The following is a 19,617-nucleotide window of genomic DNA, read 5'->3' as shown; positions in this document are numbered from 1 at the left end:
GATGCGGGGCTCCTCCATGCAGCGCGGCGTCCTGCGCCGCTACGGCGCGATGCCGGCGGCCGTGCTGCTCGCGCTGTGCTTCGTGCTGCCGCTCGGCGCGCTCGTCGGCGCCGCGTTCGAAGGCGGCGGCCGCGCGTTCGCCGCCGTGTTCGGCGATCCGCTCGTCGCCGACGCGATCGTGCGTTCGCTGGCGCTTGCGATCGGCGCCGGCACGTTGTCCGTCGCCGTCGGCGTGCCGGTCGCGTTCGTGCTGGCCGGGCAGTCGCCGGCGCGCCGCCGCTGGTCGCTCGTGCTGCTCGGCGTGCCGCTCGCCTTTTCCGGTCTCGTGATCGCGTACGGCTTCATCCTCGTGTTCGGCCGCGCCGGTTTCGTGACGATGCTGCTGGCATCGCTCGGTGCGGATCCGACCGTGGTCGGCGGCGCGATCTACTCGATGCCGGGGCTCGCGTTCGCGTATGCGTACTACCTGATCCCGCGCGTCGCGCTGATGCTTTACCCGGCGCTCGCGAATCTCGACCGGCGGCCGCTCGAGGCGGCGCTGACGCTCGGCGCGCGGCCGTGGCGCGCGTGGGTCGATGTCGCGTGGCGCGAGCTCTGGCCGTCGATCGCGTCCGCATGGTGCCTGGTGGGGGCGATCGCGCTCGGCACGTACGGCACGGCGCTCGCGCTGGCCGGCACGCAGGTCAACATCCTGCCGCTGCTGATGTACCTGAAGCTGTCCGACGGACAGACCGATTTCTCGCAGGCCGCCGTGCTGTCGATCGTGCTGACGGCGCTTTGCACCTGCGTTCTTGCACTGGGGGAAGGACTTGCACGGCAACGACGTCATTGAATGGTCGAACGACGCGCGCGACGCGCTGGCGCAACTCGCGCAGCGGCAGCGCGGCGCGCAACGGCACCGGATGCCGGTCGGCGTGATCGGGCCGCGCGACGCGACGCAAGCGCAGCTTGCCGTCGCCGAGCGGATCGCGCACGGAATCGCGGCGACGGGCATCGCGATCGTCGGAGGCGGCAAGCAGGGCGTGATGGAGGCTGCCGCGCGCGGCGCACGCGGTGCGGGCGGATGCGCGATCGGACTGCTGCCCGAGGACGATGCGCGGGACGCGAATCCGTATCTGAGCGTCGCGCTGCCGACCGGGCTCGGCATTACGCGCAACGCGCTGATCGCGCGCGCGTCGTCGTGCCTGATCGCGGTCGGCGGCGGCCTCGGCACGCTGTCGGAAATCGCGCTGGGGCTGCAATGGGGCAAGCCGGTGTTCGGGATCTGCAACGCGCCGCACGTGGCGGGCGTCGAGCATTTCGACGAAGCAGACCCGCTCGTCGCGCGCGTCGCGCGGTGGTTGTCCGGTTCGGCATAGGCCGGTATCGCGCCCGCAGGGAACACGCCGATGCTGGTGGGGATCGGCATGCGTTCTTGGCGCGGCGCGGGCGCTTGTCCAGCAATTTCCATACGGCCCCCGCGCGATGCGAGGGCCGTTCTTTGCGACCGGCGGGTGAAGGAGGCGGGAGCGGCGCGGGCGTTCAACGCGCAGCGGCTGCTGCGTGCTTCGTGCACCTCGGCTTGAAATGGTCGGGTGACGCGCCATATTGACCGCATGCGCTGTTCTTCAACGATACAAAAAGAAAAAGGAAATCCGATGCGTCTGCTACTTGCCCTCTTGCTGCCGTGGTTCCAGTTCTTCACGATCGGCCGCCCGATTGCCGGTGTCATCTGCCTGATCCTGCAGCTCACGATCATCGGCTGGCTGCCTGCCGCGATCTGGTCGGTATATGCGCTGAGCCAGTACAAGACCGATCGCAAGATCGAGGCGGCGTTGCGCGAGCGGCGGTAAGCGACGGCGTTTCAGTCCGCCACTGGATGGAGAGTTGAAGGACTCGCTTTCTATTTCGGTAGAAATTTATTTAATTCACCTGTGATCGACTCTGTGATTTATATAGATTTCTGCCGAAATGAGCGCCTCCTGCACAATCCAGCTGCATGCCTACGGTAGTTGGCACGACGTCGGTGTCGTGACGCTCTTCGGCGAGTCGGAGGAGGGCTGGTGCAGTCGTGCCTACACGGGGTACGACGTCGAATGGGTAGTCCGGCATCAATTCGCCCGCGATGCGCACGCGATGGCATGCGGTTTCCCGGTCGATCTCGAGCCGTTGGTGACGCCCCACGGGCCTGCTTTCCTGATTGATTTGCTGCCGCAAGGCGTGCGGGCGAGCGAGGCGAAGGCGGGGGACGCGCATGCCGCGCTCGATCGCGACGCATTGCGAGTGCGGTTGCAGGCAATGGCGCCGAGCTTGCGGGAGATCGCGGATCAGGGCGTCGATCTGGGGCTGGAACCCGATGTGCACGCTTTCCTGAAACCAGGCATCGAGCGGCTTGCCCGCGAACTGGATGCGCTGCGCTAGGCGGAGGTGACACGATGGACAAACGCTATAACGCGATGTCGCTTCCCGATCAGCTCGCATTGCGGCGGCAAGCGATCGAGGACGTTCTTGCTCATCCCGAGTGGTCGCTGCGCGAATCAGTGCGTCATCTGAAGCAGACGATGCGGCTCACGAGCGCCGAGATGGCGAAGCTCGCCGGCGTGTCGACTAAGACGATTCAGGATATCGAGCAAGGCCGCAGCGACGGGACGGTCCAGACGATGAACCGCATATTCGGCATGCTTGGACTGAAGCTCGGCGTCGTGCGGCGGCCGCCGCAATGACGTACTCGGCGGGCGGCGCGGCAAGATCGGCCTCCCGGCCGCCAGACTTCACTTCACCGCGAACAGCGTCAGGTTCATGAAGATCTTGAACGCATAACCCAGCGTGACGGCGCCGAGCACGCCGCCGGCCCACAGGACGACGAACCACATCCAGCCGCGCATCCGCGGCCGCGGCGCGCCGGGCTCGCGCGCGGCGGAATCAGTGGTGGTAGTAATGCTGGTCTTCATGGCGCACCTTGCCTCGGAATACCCAGTAACCCATCGTCGTGTAGGCGATGATGATCGGGAGGATAACCGCTGCGCCGACCAGCGTGAAGGTCTGGCTCGAACGCGGCGCCGCGGCTTCCCAGATCGTCATCGTCTGCGGAATCGCATACGGGAACATCGTGACGAGCAGGCCGACGTAGCCGAGCAGCACGAGTGCCAGCGCGAGCACGAACGGCGTCATGTCGTGCCGCTCGCGCACCGCGTGACGCATCCACACCGCGCACCCTGCGACCAGGAACGGCACCGGCAGCAGCCGCCAGAACAGCCCCGAATCGAACCAGCGTTGCGCGATGGCAGGATCCTGCAGCGGCGTCCACAGGCTGACGACCGCGATGAAGCCGAGCAGCACGACCGTCAGCGGCCACACGACGCGATGGAGGCGCCGCTGCAGGTCGCCTTCCGTTTTCGCGACGAGCCAGCAGCAGCCGAGCAGCGCGTACGTGACGATCAGGCCGAGGCCCGTCAGCAGGCTGAACGGCGTGAGCCAGTCGAATGCATCGCCCGCGAACACGCCATCCTTCACGTTGATGCCCTGCAGGAACGCGCCGAGCGCGATGCCCTGGAACAGCGTCGCACCGGCCGAGCCGCCGATGAACGCGAGATCCCACAGCTGCTTCGTGCGACGCGCCTTCGCGCGTATCTCGAACGACACGCCGCGGAAGATCAGGCACACCAGCATGAAGATCAGCGGCAGGTACAGTGCCGACAGCACCGTCGAGTAGACGATCGGGAACACGGCGAACAGCCCGGCGCCGCCGAGCACGAGCCACGTCTCGTTGCCGTCCCACACGGGCGCGACGGTGTTCATCATCAGGTCGCGCTCCTTCTCGTCGGGGAAGAACGGGAAGACGATGCCGATGCCGAGGTCGAAGCCGTCGAGCACGACGTACATGAAGAGCCCCAATGCGATGATCGCGGCCCAGATTACGGTGACGTCCATGGTTTTCTCGTTTGCGAAAGTAGGTGGGCTCAGACGGTTTCGATCAACTCGTCGACGGCCGACATCGGGCGGTGCGCGGTGTGATCGGGGCGCGTGTCGGGCTCGCCGCGTTGCGCGTCGCGCTCGACGTCGGGGAGCGCCGGGCCGGCCTTCATCAGCTTCAGCATGTAGTACACGCCGGTGCCGAACACGAGGAAGTACACGATCACGAACGTCATCATCGACAGGCTGACCTGCTGCACCGACAGCGGCGACACGGCCTGCGCGGTGCGCATCACGCCATAGACGACCCACGGCTGGCGGCCCGCTTCGGTCGTCACCCAGCCCGCGAGCAGCGACACGAAGCCGGTCGGGCCCATCACGAGCGCGAAGCGCTGGAACCACTTCGATTCGTACAGGCTGCCGCGGCGGCGCAGCAGCCACGCGAGCACGGCGAGGCCGATCATCGCGAAGCCGAGGCCGACCATGATCCGGAAGCTCCAGAACACGACCGTCGAATTCGGGCGGTCCTCGGGCGGGAAGTCCTTGAGCCCGCGGATCTCGCCGTCCCAGCTGTGCGTGAGGATCAGGCTGCCGAGGTGCGGGACCTTCACCGCGTAGCGCGTCGTCTCGGCCTTCATGTCCGGAATGCCGAACAGGTTGAGCGCCGTGCCGCCCTTTTCGGTCTCCCACAGCCCTTCGATCGCCGCGATCTTCGCCGGCTGGTGCTTCAGCGTGTTGATGCCGTGCTGGTCGCCGATCACGGCCTGCAGCGGCGCGAGCACCAGCAGCAGCCACAGCGCCATCGAGAACATCTTCTTCACGCCCTTGTCGCGACGGCCCTTCAGCAGATGCCATGCACCCGTCGCGGCCACGACCAGCGCGGCGACGATGAACGCGGCGATCGCCATGTGGAACAGGCGGTACGGGAACGACGGGTTGAAGATGATCGCGAACCAGTCGGTCGGCACGACGCGGCCGTCGACGATTTCGAAACCCTGCGGCGTCTGCATCCAGCTGTTCGACGCGAGGATCCAGAACGTCGAGATCAGCGTGCCGATCGCAACCATCAGCGTCGCGCCGAAGTGCGCGCGCGGGCTGACGCGATTCCAGCCGAACAGCATGATGCCGAGGAAGCCGGCTTCGAGGAAGAACGCGGTCATCACCTCGTACATCAGCAGCGGCCCGGTGACGGCGCCGGCGAAGCTCGAGAAGCCCGACCAGTTCGTGCCGAACTGATAGCTCATCACCACGCCGGAGACGACGCCCATGCCGAACGCGACCGCGAAGATCTTCGACCAGAACAGGCAGAGGGTTTTGTAGTACTGCTTGCCGGTCTTCAGCCAGCGATATTCGAGCACGGCGATGAAGCTGGCGAGGCCGATGCTCAGCGCCGGGAAGACGATGTGAAAGGAGACGGTGAACGCGAATTGCAGGCGGGCCAGATCGAGGGCCGAAAGAGCGGTTTCCATACCAGTTGACCGAAGCTGACGATACCCGCCGGCGGGTGCCGGCGGACCCCGGCCGACGGGCATCGGGGTTGGCTGGAGTATGTGCCGCGATGTTGCGCCGCGAAATGCGCCAACTCGTCGCAGATGTCCAGCCCCGCGCGGGCGGTTTCGGGATAAATCGTTGATTCGTATCAAGATCGTGGCGCGCGCAGCGATGGCCGCGGCGCGGCGGTCTGACGCATGTGCGGCAATATGGCGCGTCGCATCATCGGAACGGCACCGGCGCGAAGTGGATCGCACCGCGCAGCTCGCACCCGGATCGCGCGGCGCGGTGCATCGGCAGGCGCCGCGCGAATTGCGTACACTCTGAGTCTCGTTTCGGCAGGGCCGGGCGCATCGGTTCCGGTCCGCGTTCACTCAGGGCACGAAGATGATCGATTTACGCAGCGATACCGTGACACGTCCGAGCCAGGCGATGCTGGCCGCGATGACTGCCGCCGAAGTCGGCGACGACGTTTGGGGCGACGACCCGACCGTGCTGCGCCTGCAGGCGGTCGCGGCCGAGCGGGCCGGCAAGGAAGCCGGCCTGTTCTTCCCGAGCGGCACGCAGAGCAACCTGGCCGCGCTGATGGCCCACTGCGAACGCGGCGACGAATACATCGTCGGGCAGCTCGCGCACACCTACAAGTACGAAGGCGGCGGCGCGGCCGTGCTCGGCAGCATCCAGCCGCAGCCGATCGAGAACGCGCCCGACGGCACGCTGCCGCTCGCGAAAGTCGCGGCGGCGATCAAGCCGATCGACAATCACTTCGCCCGCACGCGCCTGCTCGCGCTCGAAAACACGATCGGCGGTCAGGTGTTGCCTGAAGGCTATGTGCAGGAAGCCGTTGCGCTCGCGCGTAGCCGCGGGCTGGCCACGCACCTCGACGGCGCGCGCGTATGCAATGCGGCCGTGGCGTCCGGCCGTCCGATCGCGGAACTGTGCGCACCGTTCGATACCGTGTCGATCTGCTTTTCGAAAGGGCTCGGCGCGCCGGTCGGTTCGGTGCTGGTCGGCAATCGCGCGCTGGTCGAGCGTGCGCAGCGCTGGCGCAAGGTGCTGGGCGGCGGGATGCGCCAGTCCGGCATTCTCGCGGCGGCCTGCCTGTATGCACTCGACCACAACGTCGAGCGGCTGGCCGACGATCACGCGAACGCCGCGCATCTCGCTGCGGGCCTCGCACGCATCGAGCCGGTGAAGGTGCTGTCGCACGCGACGAACATGGTCTTTGCTCAATTCCCCGAAGCCGATTGCGCGCCGCTCGAGGCGTGGCTCAAGGCGCGCGGAATCCTCACGCAGATGCTCTATGCGTCGCGCTTCGTCACGCATTGCGACGTGTCGCGCGCGGATATCGATACCTTCGTCGACGCGGTCGGCGCGTATTTCGCGCAACGGCGCGCGTAAGGCGGGATGCGCCGGCCGGCGGAGGTGCCGGCACGGCGTGAAGCGGAAGCGGGGAGGCGGCGCGGCGGTGTTGCAGCCCGTCCGTCGATGTCGGGCGTGCCGGCGGACTACGCTTGCCGAGGCATGTCGGCGGGCGGCGTGCCGTCGTGGAAGAGTGCTTTCAATTGCGTACGAAGTTCGGCGCTGTCGGTGTGCTGGTGCACCGAGACCGCATGTTGCACGGCGGCCTCCAGGAGTTCGTTGTCGGAGTCGGCGGAAATCGCGACCGAGCAATGCATCGCGCTGGGAAACTCGCGGCAATCGATATAGCGGCGGGACATGATGTTCTCCTCACGGGAAAGGGAACGGCCGGACTGGTTTGATCGGCCGCGCGGCGCGTTCGCGGGGCCGATGAAAAAAGTATAGGCGGCGCGGCGGTGTTGCTCGACGTTACGCGTACCGCACGGTGTGCCTTGCTGGCGACGTCAGCGCCGGCCCGTCACGGCAGCGGTGCGAGCAGCCGGCGCGCCGCTTCGACTACCCGCGCCGACAGCGACGCCATCGTCGGCGATTGCACGGTCCATGCGTGCCAGTACAGCGCGATGTCGGTCGGATGCATCGGCGCGAGATCGACGAGCCCTTGCGCGTCGAGCGGCGCGCCGCCGATCAGCGGCTCCGGCACCATCGCGTAGCCGAGCCCGTGCCGCACCGCCGCGAAATGCGCGTGCGTGCCGGGCACGTAGTGGCACGGATACGCGCCTTCCGGCAACCCGAACTTCTCCTTGAGGAACGTCGACTGCAGCGTGTCGCGCCGCGAATACGCGATGACGGGTGCATGGCGCGCGCTCGTGCGGTTCAGGCCGCGCGGAAACCAGCGCACCACGAACGCGGCGGCCGCGAGCAACCGGTAGCGCATCGTGCCGAGCGGCGTCGCGACGCAGCCGCGCATCGGTTTCGGCTCGGTCGTTACGCAACCGACGGCCATCCCGCTTTCGAGCAACGCGAACGTATGATCCTGATCTTCGACGATCAGCTCGAACAGGATGCGCTCGCCCGCGAGCACCGAGGTCAGCGCGGGCAGGAACCAGGTGCCGAGGCTGTCGGAGTTCAGCGCGATCGTGACCGAGATCGGCGATTCGCGTTCGGCCGCGAGCGTGCTCTGCAGGTCGGCCTGCAGCAGCGCGACGCGGCGCAGATGCTGCAGCACGCGCTGTCCGGCCACCGTCGGCCGGCACGGCCGCGTGCGCAGCACGAGCGGCGTGCCGAGGCTCGCCTCCAGCGCGCGCACCCGCTGCGTGACGGCGGACGCGGTCACGTGCAGGCGCACGGCGGCCTGCTCGAAGCTGCCGGTGTCGGCGACGGCCAGCAGCGCGGCGGCTTGCTTCGGATCGATCGTCATCGACATGTCGACGCAATTCCTGTGAACGTAAGACGAGAACAGGCGGTAGTGTAAGGCAGCGCATCCGGCGCTCGGGGCGCGACATGGCGTCCCGCCGCGTACGGCCATGCCGGTGATGCGCGCGTTTTGCGCTACGCTGTATGAACGTGCGCCCCCGCGCGCCGGCGATACACGCGGTGCGGGGCGTACGCCCGCACTCACCATTCGACCGACACGCCCAGCCGACGGAGCGACTTCGCGATGATCTTCCGGCAACTCTTCGACCCGCAATCGTCGACCTACACGTATCTGCTCGCCGACCACGCATCGCGCGACGCGGTGCTGATCGACCCGGTGTTCGAGCAGGTTCGTCGCGATGCGGCGCTTCTGGATGAACTCGGGCTGCGGCTCGTCGCGACCATCGATACGCACGTGCACGCCGATCACGTGACGGGCGCGTGGCTGCTGAAGCAGCGCACCGGCAGCGCGATCGCGATTTCGGCCGCGAGCGGCGCGCAGGGCGCCGACCGTTACCTGAACGACGGCGATCGCTGCTCGTTCGGCACGCGCTACCTGACCGTGCGCGCGACGCCGGGCCACACGAGCGGCTGCATCAGCCTCGTGCTCGACGACGAATCGATGGCGTTTACCGGCGACTGCCTGCTGATTCGCGGCACCGGCCGCACCGATTTCCAGCAGGGCGACCCGCGCGCGCTGTATCGCGCGGTCCACGGCCGGCTCTTCACGCTGCCGGCCGCCTGCCTGCTGTACCCGGCGCACGACTATCGCGGATTGACGGTGACGAGCGTCGGCGAGGAGCGGCGCTTCAATCCGCGCCTGGGCGGCGATCTCAGCGAGGACGATTTCGCGGGCTACATGCGCAACCTCGGACTCGCGCATCCACGCCAGATCGACGTCGCGGTGCCCGCGAACCTGCAGTGCGGCGTTGCCGCGAACGCGCCCGACGTGCAGGCGGCGCCCGACTGGGCACCGCTCGTCTACACGTTCGCCGGATTCTGGGAAATCGATCCGCAGTGGCTCGAGGATCACCTGCCGGAAGTACAGGTGATCGACGTGCGCGAGGCGGACGAATTCACCGGCCCGCTCGGCCACCTGCCCGGCGCGACGCCGATTCCCCTCGGCGAGCTGGCCGCGCGCACCGGCGAGCTCGCTGGCGACCGGCCGATCGTGACCGTGTGCCGTGCGGGCGGCCGCTCCGCGCAGGCGACCGTGATCCTGCGGAAGGCGGGTTTCGATGCCGTCGCCAACCTCGGCGGCGGGATGCTGCGCTGGCGCGGCGAGGGCCGCGTCGTGATGGACGGCCGGTCGTAGCGGCGCGGTAACGCACGACGCAGAAAAAATGTTCGGACCGGTGTCGAATTGGCCGGGTGCCGTTCGTCGTCAAGGTATCCGATCACGTGGCGCCGCATGACGCGGCGCCGAAACCCCTGAGAGACCACGCGATGACGCCCACGCTATACGCCCATCCCTTTTCCTCCTATTGCCAGAAGGTGCTGACCGCGCTGTACGAGAACGGCACGCCGTTCGTGTATCGCGTGTTTGCGCACGACGATCCGAAGCCGATGCAGGAGCTGGCCGCGCTGTGGCCGCTGAAGCGCTTCCCGGTGCTCGTCGACGCGGGCCGCACGGTGATCGAGGCGACGATCATCGTCGAGTATCTCGATCTCTACCATCCGGGCCCGGTGCGGCTGGTGCCCGACGACCGGCGCGCGGCGCTGGAAGTGCGGACGATGGATCGCTTCTTCGACAACTATGTCGCGACACCGCAGCAGAAGGTCGTGTTCGATGCGGTGCGGCCGGTGCACGAGCGCGATGCGCGCGGCGTCGCCGATGCGCGCGCGATGCTCGAAACGTCGTACGCATGGCTGGACCGAACGATGGCCGATCGCGAATGGGCGGCCGGCGACCGCTTCAGCCTCGCCGACTGCGGCGCGGCGCCGTTCCTGTTCTACGCGGACTGGACACACCGGATCGATCCGTCGTTCGCGAACGTGATCGCGTATCGCAAGCGGCTGCTGGCGCGGCCGTCGTTCGCGCGTGCGGTCGACGAGGCGCGGCCGTATCGTGCGTTCTTCCCGCTGGGCGCGCCCGATCGCGATTGATGCGTGCGGTCGCGGTTGCCGACGCGGCGGCAAGTTGACGGGTGGCGCGCGCCGCGCGCGATGTCGCCGCGCACGGCCGGCAGCGCGTGCCCGGGCGCCGTGACGACAGCAGTGGATGCATCGCGGTGCCGTCCCGTTACATCGTCGTGTGCTTGACCGACTGCGCGAGCGTCAGCAGTTCGTCGAACTGCGTGATCAGCTCGAAGCCCAGCAGGAACGCAAGCGTATAGGCCGGCGCGGGGAAGCGCCGGATCGCCTCCAGCACCTGCGGCGCGAAGCGCGAACGGATCGCATCGCGCGTCAGCAGCCACGCGATCGCGATGCCGATCGCGGCACCGGCGATCAGGTCGGTCGGATAGTGATAGCCGAGATACGCGCGCGGCACGCAGATGAACACGACCGCATACAGCAGCGCGGCCACCCCGGCGCGGCGCGAGATGATGAAGATGCCCGTCGCGATCGCCATCCACAGCATCGCGTGATCGCTCGGAAACGAACTCCACGCCTGTAGCGTGGCCGCGCGCAGCTCCTCGGACGGGAAGTGCAGGTGGAGGTCCGGGTTGTAGATCGGCCGCACGCGGAACGGCAGGAGTTTCGCGAGCAGGCGGCCGAACGCGAGCGCGACGAGCCCGCTCGCGACCGTCGCGATGACGAGCTCGCGTTGCCGTTCGCGTCGCGGTCCCGGCTGGAACCACAGCCAGCACAGCACGGGGATGAGGATGAAGCCCTTGAACGTATAGAGGCCGGCGATCACGCGGATCGCGTGATTCATCAGCGGTCCGAAACTGATGTGGGTGAGAAAGACCTGGATCGTGGTGTCGAAATTGTTCATGTTCTGCGAGCCTGACGGACACGCAGCACATGAGACGCGACCGGCAGGCATCAGGAAGCGCGCTTACACAGGAGCGCAATGGGGGCCAAGTATGTCACCGGTAATTTCGAAGAAAATGGGAAAAAATACCGGGATTCCCCTGAGAAAACGCGATTTTCCGATAGGGCCGGATTGGAAACGGCCGTGCGGCGCGCTCGGGCGATATCGTCTGACGGTTGCGCGCGCATTCATCGCACATCGCCCGAAAATAATCGGTTGAACTGGATAATCCGGCGAGCTACGGCGGACCTTGCATCGGATGATCGTATCGGCGTCGCGTATCGCGTCTCGCGCTGATCTGACGTGCTGCGCCGGGCCGCGCAGCAACGAACGAAAATCAAAAGAAAATGTGTGCACGCGCCGTGCGGGCCTGTCCGCTCCGCATGTGCAGGCAGCGCCCGCGCCAGGCGCTGCTCGTGCATGTCGTCGCGTGCCGTCAGCCGCGCCGGATGCCTTCGGGCAACGCGCTGATGCGGCGCACTTCGGGCGAGTCTAGCCACGCACGCGACGTCGCGCAGTCGACGAACATGTCGGTCGCGTCGTCGCCCCAGAACAGGTCGCCGTCGAGCTCGAAGGTCGGCACGCCGAACACGCCGTGCGCGATCGCCTGATCGGTGTTCGCGCGCAGCGCATCCTTCACCGGTTGGGCATCGACGGCCGTCACGCCTTCCGGAAAGCCGACCGCCTCGCACAGCGCGGCGAAGCCGTCCGGCGTCGATACGTCGTGGCCGTCGCGCCAGATGTACCGGAAGATCCGCCGGATCGCGTCGGGTGAGTTGCCCATCGCGATCGCGAGACGCAGCGGCCGGATCGGATTGAACGGATGCGCGGGCGGCATCCGGAATGGAATGCCGAGCTTGTCCGCGCGGTATTGCGCGTGGCGATAGGTGAAGATGCGCTTCGCGGCGATCTCGGCCGGCGCTTTCTGGCCCCAGTGGGTGAGCAGCGCGCCGAGCACGATCGGTTTCGGCTCGTATGCGGCGACAGGCGGCAATTGGTCGAACCGCTCCTGCTGCAGATACGCGAACGGGGAAACGAAATCGAAATACCAGGTGGCGGTGCGCACGGTGTTCATCGTGGGGTTTCCTTGCGTGTCCGGACGACTGTTGCATGTGCCGCACCGTTGGACGGCGCGCTGCATGCGTCGATGGGCAGTGTCGCATGAGGCCGCGTTTTGCGCTGCCCCACGGCCGGATGCGCGTGGCCGGCTATGGCTGGGCGGGCGCGCCCGGTATCGCGAATCGCGCGAGACTGTCGCGCACGGCTGGCGCATCGTAGCGCGCGCCCGCGCCACCCAGCGCGACGGTCGCTTTCTGCGCGAGCGGCAGCAGCATCGCGAGCGCCGCCGCCATGGCCGGCGCGGCGGCAAGCCGCGATATCGGACCCGACACCGTCAGCGCACCGACGCAGTCGCCGGCCGCGCCGAACACCGGCACCGACGCCGACGCGGTTTCCGGGTCGCGCTCGCCGTACGACGCAGCCCACAACTGCTCGCGTACGTCGTTCCAGTGCGCATCGTGCGGCTCGGTGAACGCGAGCAGCACCTTGCCGGATGCCCCCTGGTGAACCGGAAACTCCTCGCCGACGCGGATCGACACGCGCACCGTGCGCGCGGGTTCGACGCGAAAGAGCACCGAGCGCATGTCGCCATGGCGCACGTAAAACGATGCGGTCTCGCCGAGTTCGCGGCTCAGCGTCTCGAGCAGCGGCTCGACGACCGGGCCGACCCGGAACGAGCGCTGATACAGCGCGGCAAGCCGCAGCGGCTCGTGTCCGACCGCGTACTGGCCGTCGTCGAGCTTGCGCACGAAGCCGCCGTGCTCCAGCGCGGCGAGCAGGCGCAGGATCGTGCTCTTGTACAGCCCGGTGCGGCGCGACAGTTCCGCGAGCGTCAGCCGGTCATCGGTTTGCCCGAAAGCACGGAGGATCGCAAACGCGCGATCGAGGACGGCGACGCCGCTGCTGGACGCTTCGGCTGACGAGTCGGGCATTTCGTCGGTGGGATCTGCTGGAGTCGAGGTCGGGGGCACGGCTCGTTGTTCCTTTGGGTGACGGTCGATCGACTATATCGTTCTGTCTGGTAGAACTCAAGTTCCAAAAAATCGCGATTTCGCGGGTATACCCCGCTTACAGCGGATTTGGCGTGTCACTAAAGTTCTGTCAAACAGAACGATGTTCTTTTGAATAGAACTATGAGGTGTCGAATGAGCGTTTCCGGGAATCCAAGGGTGCTGGTCAGCGAGGTCGGGCCGCGAGACGGCATGCAGAGCATCAACGCCGTGATGCAGACGGCCGACAAGTTGCGCTGGATCACCGCGCTCGCCGCGGCCGGCCTGCGCGAGATCGAGGTCGGGTCGTTCGTGCCGGCGCGGCTGTTGCCGCAGATGGCCGACGTGCGGGCGGTCGTCGCGCATGCATTGACGATTCCCGGGCTGCATGTCGCCGCGCTCGCGCCAAACCTGCGTGGCGCCGAAAGCGCGTTCGAATCCGGGATCCACAAGTTGACGCTGCCGGTGTCGGTGACCGAAGCGCACTCGCTGGCGAACATCCGCAAGACGCCCGCGCAGATGATCGACGAGGTGCGCGCGATCGTCGCGCTGCGCGATGCGCGGTTTCCGTCGGTGCAGATCGAGGCCGGCGTGTCGGTCGCGTTCGGTTGCACGATCGCCGGCGCGGTCTCCGACGACGAAACGATCGCGATGGCGGCCGCGATGGCCGAATGCGGGGTCGACGAGATTGGTCTGTCCGATACGAGCGGCTACGCGAATCCGGCGCAGGTGCGCCGGTTGTTCATGCGCCTGCGGCGCGAAGTCGGCGACAAGGCCGGCGGCGCGCACTTCCACAACACGCGCGGGCAGGGGCTCGCCAACGTCGTCGCGGCGCTTGACGCCGGCGTGACGACGATCGACGCGAGCCAGGGCGGTCTTGGCGGCTGCCCGTATGCGCCGGGCGCGACCGGCAACATCGTCACCGAGGATCTCGTGTTCCTGCTGGAATCGATGGGATACGACACGGGCGTCGACGCCGACGCCCTGCTCGCCGCGCGCGCGATCCTGCACGCGGCGCTGCCGGCCGAGCCGCTGTATGGCCATGTGCCGGATGCGGGGCTGCCGAAGGGATTCCGCTACGCGGACGGCCGCGCGCCGACCGCGGCCCAGCCGGAAGGCTGCCTGACGGGAGTCGCGCAATGAACGATCGCCAACCGGCTTCGCCGCTGCCGTACGAAGGCGTGCGCGTGATCGAGATGACGCACATGGTGATGGGCCCGACCTGCGGCATGATGCTCGCGGATCTCGGCGCGGAAGTCATCAAGATCGAGCCGATCGCCGGCGACAGCACGCGTGCGCTGCGCGGTTCCGGCGCGGGCTTCTTCGGAATGTTCAACCGCAACAAGAAGAGTCTCGCGGTCGACGTGAAGGATCCGCGCGGTCTGGAGATCGTGCGGCGGCTCGTCGCGACGGCGGACGTCTTCAACGAGAACTTCAAGAGCGGCACCATGGATCGGCTCGGCCTCGGTTACCAGGCGCTGTCCTCGCTGAATCCGCGCCTGGTGTACGTGTCGCACAAGGGTTTCCTGCCGGGGCCGTACGAACATCGCACCGCGCTCGATGAAGTGGTGCAGATGATGGGCGGTCTCGCCTACATGACGGGCCCCGAAGGCAGGCCCTTGCGCGCGGGCTCCAGCGTGAACGACATCATGGGCGGAATGTTCGGCGCGATCGGCGCGATGGCCGCACTCGCGCAGCGCGAACGCACCGGCCGCGGCCAGCAGGTGCAGAGCGCGCTGTTCGAGAACAACGTGTTGCTCGTTGCGCAGCACATGATGCAGTTCGCCGTGACGGGGCAGCCCGCATCGCCGATGCCGAGCCGCATTTCGGCATGGGCCGTCTACGACGTGTTCTCCGTCAAGGACAACGAACAGATTTTTCTCGCCGTTGTGTCCGACACGCAGTGGGCGCTGTTCTGCGACGCGTTCGGTTTTGCCGCACTGAAGGACGATGCGCGCCTCGCGACCAACAACCTGCGCGTGCAGGCGCGCGAGTGGCTGTTGCCCGAACTGCGCGCGCGCCTCGCCATGCATTCGGCCGAGGAGATCGGCGCGATCTTCGAGTCGATCGGGCTGCCGTATGCGCCGATCACGAAGCCGCAGGATCTGTTCGACGATCCTCATCTGCTCGCGACGGGCGGCCTCGAAGCCGTGACGCTGCCGGCCGACGCGAGCAGCGCCGGCCGGCCGGTCGATACGCACACCGCGCTGCTGCCGCTCACGCTCGGGGGCGAGCGCTTGCGGCTGCGCGCGGCGCCGCCCGCGCTCGGTCAGGACACGTGCGTGCTGCTCGGCGAGCTTGGTTACACGCCGGACGAAGCACGGGCGCTGATCGAAGCCGGGGTCGTCGCCGGGCGGCACGGACAAGGTGCGGACGGCCAGCCGCCGGGCGCGCCGGTCGACACGCCGTCGCCCAACGAAGTGGCGAGCGCGTAGCGCGGCCAGGACCCATCGAACGACCAAGGCATCCCGCCCGCGATCGAGCGGGTGCGGACTGCCGCATCCACGGAGACAACCATGACATCCGCTTCCTCGGCGATGACCGCCGATCGCGAGACCGACGCGTCGATCGAGCAACGTGCGGTGCGCAAGGCCGCATGGCGCTTCATTCCGCTGCTCGCGCTTGCGTACTTCTTCAACTATCTCGACCGAACGAGCGTCGGGTTCGCGGCGCTGACGATGAACCGTGATCTCGGGCTGACCGCGACGCAGTTCGGCTGGGGCGCGGGAATCATGTTCGCGGGCTATTGCGCGTTCGAAGTGCCGAGCAATCTCGCGCTGTATCGCTTCGGCGCGCGGCGCTGGCTCGCGCGCATCATGATCACGTGGGGTTTGATGGCCGCGGCGACCGCGCTCGCGACGGGACCGACCAGTTTCTATGCGATCCGGCTGCTGCTCGGCATCGGCGAAGCCGGATTCTTTCCCGGCGTGATCTTTTTCCTCGCGGTGTGGTTTCCGGCGAGTTATCGCACGCGTGTGCTCGCGTGGTTCACCGTGTCGACACCGCTGTCGTCGCTGATCGGCGGACCGCTGTCGACGTGGCTGCTGCAGCTCGACGGGGCGCTCGGGCTCGCCGGCTGGAAATGGATGTTCATCGTCGAAGGGCTGCCGGCATGCGCGCTCGGTTTCCTCGTACTGAGGCTGTTGTCGGATTCGCCGGAGCATGCGACGTGGCTGTCGAACGACGAGCGCGCCGCGCTGCAGCACGCGTTCGAGCGCGACGGCGCCGCCGCCGGCCGCAAGAAGCGCTTCGGCGTCGCACTGCGCGACGTGCGCGTGTACGTGCTCGCACTGATTTCGTTCGGCTTCACGATGGGTTCGTACGGCATCGGCATCTGGTTGCCGCAAATGCTGAAGGCGCACGGAATGTCGACGATGCAGACGGGCTGGCTGTCCGCGGTGCCTTACTTCTTCGCGACCGTCGCGTTGCTGTGGTGGGCGAAGCGGGTGGACCGGCGCGGCGGCCCTGTCGCGAACCTGGCGATTGGATTGTTCATCGGCGCGGCGGCGCTCGGCGTGTCGACCCATTTCCTGACGCTCGGACCCGCGCTCGTCGGCATCACGCTCGCGTTGATCGGCACGATCGCCGGCCGCACGATCTTCTACACGCTGCCATCGCGCTTCCTGTCCGGCCAGGCAGCGGCCGGAGGGCTCGCGCTGATCAATTCGATCGGCGCGCTGGGCGGTTTCGCAGGCCCTTATCTCGTCGGCTATCTGAAGGACAGCTTCGGCACCTTCACGGCCGGGATGCTCGGCCTTGCGATCGTCCTCGCGATCACGACGCTGCTGACGTTGTCGCTGTACGCGTTCGACCGGAGCGAATGACATGACCCTTTCGATCAAACGTCGCCGGCTGGTCGGCGCGGCCGCCGCAACGCTCGCACTTCCCGCATTGGCCGCTACGCGCACGCCGGCCGAAAACGGAGCTTCTCCCATGACGACCCAGAGCAACTATCTTCCGGTACGAAACGACTGGCTTGCCTCTGCGCTCGAACCCGCGCTCGACCCGGATCTGCCGATCGTCGATGCGCACCATCACTTCTACGAGCGGCCCGGCTGGATCTACATGCTTGACGACTATCTGCAGGATGCGCGATCCGGCCACAACATCCAGGGATCCGTCTACATGCAGGCGCTGACGCGCTATCGTGACGCGGGCCCGGCCGAACTGAAGCCGGTCGGCGAGACGGCCTACGTCGCCGGGGTGACCGAGCCGCTGCAACGGAGCGTTCCAGCCGTCGCGAAAGGCATCGTCGGGCATGCGGACCTGCGGCTCGGCGAGCGCGTGCGCGACGTACTCGAAGCGCACGTCGACGCCGGTCAGGGGCGCTTTCGCGGCGTTCGACACCTGACGACCTGGGATGCCGATCCGTCGCTCGCCAACCCGTTGTCGGCGGTGCCGCGCGGGCTGTTGCTCGATCCTGCGTACCGGGCGGGCGTCGCGCAACTCGCGCCGCTCGGGTTGTCTTACGACGCGTGGCTGTTCTTTCCTCAACTGCCCGAGCTGTTCGATCTCGCGAAGGCGAATCCCGACACGCGGATCGTCGTCAATCACTGCGGCGGCGTCGTGCGGATCGCGAGCTATGCGGACCGGCGGCCGGAAGTCTTCGAGCGGTGGCGGGCGTCGATGCGCGAACTGGCGCAACTGCCGAACGTGTTCGTGAAGGTCGGCGGCCTCGGCATGCGGATCAACGGCTTCGATTTCGAGAAGGGCGCGCGGCCGCCGTCGTCCGAACAGCTCGCCGACGCGTGGAAGCCATGGATGCTGACGTGCATCGAGACGTTCGGCGCCGAGCGCTGCATGTTCGAGAGCAATTTCCCGGTCGACAAGGGCTCGTATTCGTTCGTGAACGGCTGGAACGCGTTCAAGCGGTTGACCGCGCACGCGAGCCCGGGCGAGCGCGATGCGCTGTTCCGCGGGACCGTCACCCGCGTGTACCGGCTCGGCTGACGCGTACCGCGCCCGTCGCCTAGCCCGACTCGACCAAGGCCGCCAGTCGCGCGAGCGCCATCCGCCAGCCGGCCTCGTTGTCGGCGGCCGGCACGCCGGGCGGCACACCGTCGTGTACCGCGTCGACGCGCGTGCCGCCTGCTTCGTCGGACAGCGTGATCGTGACCGTCATCGCGCCGCGCAGCATCGGATCGTCGGTTTCGAACACGTCGATTTCGACGATCCGCTCGTCCGGCACGAGCGTCACGAAGCGGCCGTGATAGGTATCAGTGTGCGCGGTGGTCTTGCCCGTGCCGTCCGACGGTTCGTCGTAGCTCAGCGATACGCGCAGCGCGCCGCCTTCGCGCGCGTCGTATGCGTGCACGCGGCACGTCATGCCGTCGGGCACCTTCCATTGTTCGACGGCGTGCGGATCGAGCAGCGCGCGGTAGACGCGCCCGCGCGGCGCGTTCAGGTGCCGGCTGACCCGGGTCGAATGCGTGTGCATGTGCAGCATGTTGCCTCCCGCGGAACGCGCACGACGGTGCACGCCGGATGCCGGCGTGTCGTCGTGCTTCCTTCAGGAATCCTAGGCGCGCGCGCGGCCGCATGCAATGGCCAGCGCATGCGGCCGCTTTCAGCGCAATGCCGCCGCGAATTCGTCGAGCTGCGTGATGCAGATGTTCCAGCCCTCGAAAAAGCCGAGCGCCTCGTGGCGCTCGCGCGTCGCGGCGTCGGGATGCATCACGCGCGCTTCATAGCGGCAGCCTGCCGGGTCGTCGGTCATCGTGATGACGGCCGTGAAGCCCAGCCACGGCACCTGCGGCCGCCAGCCGCCGGTGAGCATCGACGTGAAGGCGATCCGCGCTTCCGGCACGATTTCGAGGAAGCAGCCGGGGTTGTCGCTCGTGCCGCCGTCGGGGCCGCGCATGAACGTGTGGAAGGCGCCGCCCGGGCGCAGGTCGAACGCGCGCACTTCGGTGGTCCACGGTTTCGGGCACCACCATTCCTTCAGCAATTCCGGATCGGTCCACGCGCGCCAGAGCGCCTGGCGCGGCGCGCGCAGCGTGCGCGTGATCATGAGGTCATGGGCTTCTGCGGGGGCGACGTGGCTGGCTGACATGCGTTTGCTCCTCCAGATGACGGCTTTCGACGAATTCCACGAGACGGTCGGCGCGCGCTTCCCACTGCGCGCGCTGCGCCGCGAGCCATTGCTCGGCCTCCGCCAGGCGGCTGCCGACCAGCTCGCAGGTGCGCTTGCGGCCGGTTTTCCGGGTCGTGACGAGGCCGCTGCGCTCGAGCACCGCGAGATGCTTCATGAACGACGGCAGCGCCATGCCGAACGGCGCGGCCAGTTCCGAAACGGTCCGCCCGCCGTCGCCGAGCGCGCCGACGATCGCGCAGCGAGTCGGATCGGCGAGTGCGTGGAATACGTCGCTGATACCGGGTTGAAAGTTAGCCATACGGCTAAGCATAGGCGATGCAGCGGGATTTTTCATCGCGTAG

Annotated in this window: 23 protein-coding genes; 12 read left to right on the top strand and 11 right to left on the bottom strand. The window is 67.5% G+C overall.

The genetic code is table 11. The annotated features are described in order from the left end of the window. Position 1 precedes the first annotated feature (1 nt). The 5 genes from WS51_RS10105 to WS51_RS10085 all read left to right on the top strand — a co-directional run bounded on the left by WS51_RS10105 (position 2) and on the right by WS51_RS10085 (position 2,702). Positions 2-832, top strand: coding sequence for an ABC transporter permease (locus WS51_RS10105; protein ID WP_059501484.1), 831 nt, complete (start codon positions 2-4; stop codon positions 830-832). Then, positions 810-1,358 (top strand): TIGR00725 family protein, encoded by a 549-nt coding sequence (locus WS51_RS10100; protein WP_069229044.1) that lies wholly within the window; start codon positions 810-812, stop codon positions 1,356-1,358. Before WS51_RS10105 ends, WS51_RS10100 begins: the two co-directional genes overlap by 23 nt. 279 nt (positions 1,359-1,637) lie before the next feature. Then, on the top strand, positions 1,638-1,832 hold the full coding sequence (locus WS51_RS10095) for a YqaE/Pmp3 family membrane protein (RefSeq protein ID WP_044848494.1): 195 nt from the start codon (positions 1,638-1,640) through the stop codon (positions 1,830-1,832). Positions 1,833-1,950: 118 nt separating this feature from the next. Next, positions 1,951-2,400 (top strand): hypothetical protein, encoded by a 450-nt coding sequence (locus WS51_RS32845; protein ID WP_069229043.1) that lies wholly within the window; start codon positions 1,951-1,953, stop codon positions 2,398-2,400. Positions 2,401-2,414: 14 nt separating this feature from the next. Next, positions 2,415-2,702, top strand: coding sequence for a helix-turn-helix domain-containing protein (locus tag WS51_RS10085; RefSeq protein WP_059543406.1), 288 nt, complete (start codon positions 2,415-2,417; stop codon positions 2,700-2,702). 48 nt (positions 2,703-2,750) lie between these two features. Here WS51_RS10085 and WS51_RS10080 read toward each other — a convergent pair whose 3' ends face one another. From WS51_RS10080 to WS51_RS10070, 3 genes are read right to left on the bottom strand one after another with little or no spacing between them, the layout of a single operon-like run. Beyond that, positions 2,751-2,930, bottom strand: coding sequence for a hypothetical protein (locus WS51_RS10080; RefSeq protein ID WP_059448961.1), 180 nt, complete (start codon positions 2,928-2,930; stop codon positions 2,751-2,753). After that, on the bottom strand, positions 2,902-3,909 hold the full coding sequence (cydB, locus tag WS51_RS10075) for a cytochrome d ubiquinol oxidase subunit II (RefSeq protein ID WP_059448962.1): 1,008 nt from the start codon (positions 3,907-3,909) through the stop codon (positions 2,902-2,904). The genes WS51_RS10080 and cydB overlap by 29 nt, the downstream gene beginning before the upstream one ends. 29 nt (positions 3,910-3,938) lie before the next feature. After that, complete coding sequence (locus tag WS51_RS10070) at positions 3,939-5,360, bottom strand: cytochrome ubiquinol oxidase subunit I (protein WP_069229042.1); 1,422 nt, start codon at positions 5,358-5,360, stop codon at positions 3,939-3,941. 409 nt (positions 5,361-5,769) lie between these two features. Between WS51_RS10070 and ltaE the strand changes: the two genes are divergently transcribed. Next, positions 5,770-6,783: a low-specificity L-threonine aldolase gene (gene ltaE, locus WS51_RS10060; protein WP_069229041.1), complete on the top strand. Its 1,014-nt coding sequence runs from the start codon at positions 5,770-5,772 to the stop codon at positions 6,781-6,783. A 107-nt stretch (positions 6,784-6,890) separates the two neighbouring features. Here the strand turns inward: ltaE and WS51_RS10055 are convergent, their stop codons facing one another. Together WS51_RS10055 and WS51_RS10050 are read right to left on the bottom strand one after the other, a co-directional pair. Beyond that, positions 6,891-7,103, bottom strand: coding sequence for a DUF1059 domain-containing protein (locus WS51_RS10055; RefSeq protein ID WP_059501497.1), 213 nt, complete (start codon positions 7,101-7,103; stop codon positions 6,891-6,893). Positions 7,104-7,261: 158 nt separating this feature from the next. Beyond that, positions 7,262-8,167 (bottom strand): HTH-type transcriptional regulator ArgP, encoded by a 906-nt coding sequence (locus tag WS51_RS10050; protein ID WP_059448965.1) that lies wholly within the window; start codon positions 8,165-8,167, stop codon positions 7,262-7,264. Positions 8,168-8,401: 234 nt separating this feature from the next. Between WS51_RS10050 and WS51_RS10045 the strand changes: the two genes are divergently transcribed. Next, positions 8,402-9,472 (top strand): MBL fold metallo-hydrolase, encoded by a 1,071-nt coding sequence (locus WS51_RS10045; protein ID WP_060023822.1) that lies wholly within the window; start codon positions 8,402-8,404, stop codon positions 9,470-9,472. 131 nt (positions 9,473-9,603) lie between these two features. After that, complete coding sequence (locus tag WS51_RS10040; RefSeq protein ID WP_069229182.1) at positions 9,604-10,263, top strand: glutathione S-transferase family protein; 660 nt, start codon at positions 9,604-9,606, stop codon at positions 10,261-10,263. Positions 10,264-10,399: 136 nt separating this feature from the next. Here the strand turns inward: WS51_RS10040 and WS51_RS10035 are convergent, their stop codons facing one another. The 3 genes from WS51_RS10035 to WS51_RS10025 all read right to left on the bottom strand — a co-directional run bounded on the left by WS51_RS10035 (position 10,400) and on the right by WS51_RS10025 (position 13,125). Then, positions 10,400-11,095, bottom strand: coding sequence for a phosphatase PAP2 family protein (locus WS51_RS10035; RefSeq protein ID WP_069229040.1), 696 nt, complete (start codon positions 11,093-11,095; stop codon positions 10,400-10,402). 475 nt (positions 11,096-11,570) lie between these two features. Further along, the gene (locus tag WS51_RS10030) at positions 11,571-12,209 is read right to left on the bottom strand and encodes a 2-hydroxychromene-2-carboxylate isomerase (RefSeq protein ID WP_059543393.1); all 639 of its coding nucleotides are present in this window, start codon (positions 12,207-12,209) and stop codon (positions 11,571-11,573) included. Positions 12,210-12,342: 133 nt separating this feature from the next. Continuing rightward, positions 12,343-13,125, bottom strand: a complete 783-nt coding sequence (locus WS51_RS10025; protein ID WP_069229039.1) for an IclR family transcriptional regulator — start codon at positions 13,123-13,125, stop codon at positions 12,343-12,345. A 213-nt stretch (positions 13,126-13,338) separates the two neighbouring features. Between WS51_RS10025 and WS51_RS10020 the strand changes: the two genes are divergently transcribed. From WS51_RS10020 to WS51_RS10005, 4 genes are all read left to right on the top strand, one after another. Next, on the top strand, positions 13,339-14,325 hold the full coding sequence (locus tag WS51_RS10020; RefSeq protein WP_069229038.1) for a hydroxymethylglutaryl-CoA lyase: 987 nt from the start codon (positions 13,339-13,341) through the stop codon (positions 14,323-14,325). After that, the gene (locus WS51_RS10015; protein ID WP_069229037.1) at positions 14,322-15,617 is read left to right on the top strand and encodes a CaiB/BaiF CoA transferase family protein; all 1,296 of its coding nucleotides are present in this window, start codon (positions 14,322-14,324) and stop codon (positions 15,615-15,617) included. Before WS51_RS10020 ends, WS51_RS10015 begins: the two co-directional genes overlap by 4 nt. Positions 15,618-15,698: 81 nt before the next feature. Further along, entirely contained in the window at positions 15,699-17,006 is a 1,308-nt protein-coding gene (locus WS51_RS10010; RefSeq protein WP_069229036.1) for an MFS transporter, read from the top strand. 1 nt (position 17,007) lies between these two features. Further along, positions 17,008-18,132 carry an amidohydrolase family protein gene (locus WS51_RS10005; protein WP_060023826.1) on the top strand — a complete coding sequence of 375 codons (1,125 nt, stop codon included), beginning with the start codon at positions 17,008-17,010 and terminating at the stop codon, positions 18,130-18,132. A 19-nt stretch (positions 18,133-18,151) separates the two neighbouring features. On the opposite strand, the gene WS51_RS10000 is transcribed toward WS51_RS10005, so the two are convergent. The 3 genes from WS51_RS10000 to WS51_RS09990 all read right to left on the bottom strand — a co-directional run bounded on the left by WS51_RS10000 (position 18,152) and on the right by WS51_RS09990 (position 19,574). Then, the gene (locus WS51_RS10000; protein ID WP_059501505.1) at positions 18,152-18,628 is read right to left on the bottom strand and encodes an SRPBCC family protein; all 477 of its coding nucleotides are present in this window, start codon (positions 18,626-18,628) and stop codon (positions 18,152-18,154) included. Positions 18,629-18,748: 120 nt separating this feature from the next. Beyond that, the gene (locus WS51_RS09995) at positions 18,749-19,234 is read right to left on the bottom strand and encodes an SRPBCC family protein (RefSeq protein WP_059848341.1); all 486 of its coding nucleotides are present in this window, start codon (positions 19,232-19,234) and stop codon (positions 18,749-18,751) included. After that, entirely contained in the window at positions 19,197-19,574 is a 378-nt protein-coding gene (locus WS51_RS09990; protein WP_059501509.1) for an ArsR/SmtB family transcription factor, read from the bottom strand. Before WS51_RS09990 ends, WS51_RS09995 begins: the two co-directional genes overlap by 38 nt. Positions 19,575-19,617: the final 43 nt, after the last annotated feature.

This window comes from Burkholderia territorii, assembly GCF_001718335.1.
GTDB classification, from domain to species: domain Bacteria; phylum Pseudomonadota; class Gammaproteobacteria; order Burkholderiales; family Burkholderiaceae; genus Burkholderia; species Burkholderia territorii.
This window is presented reverse-complemented; position numbering and strand designations above follow the sequence as displayed.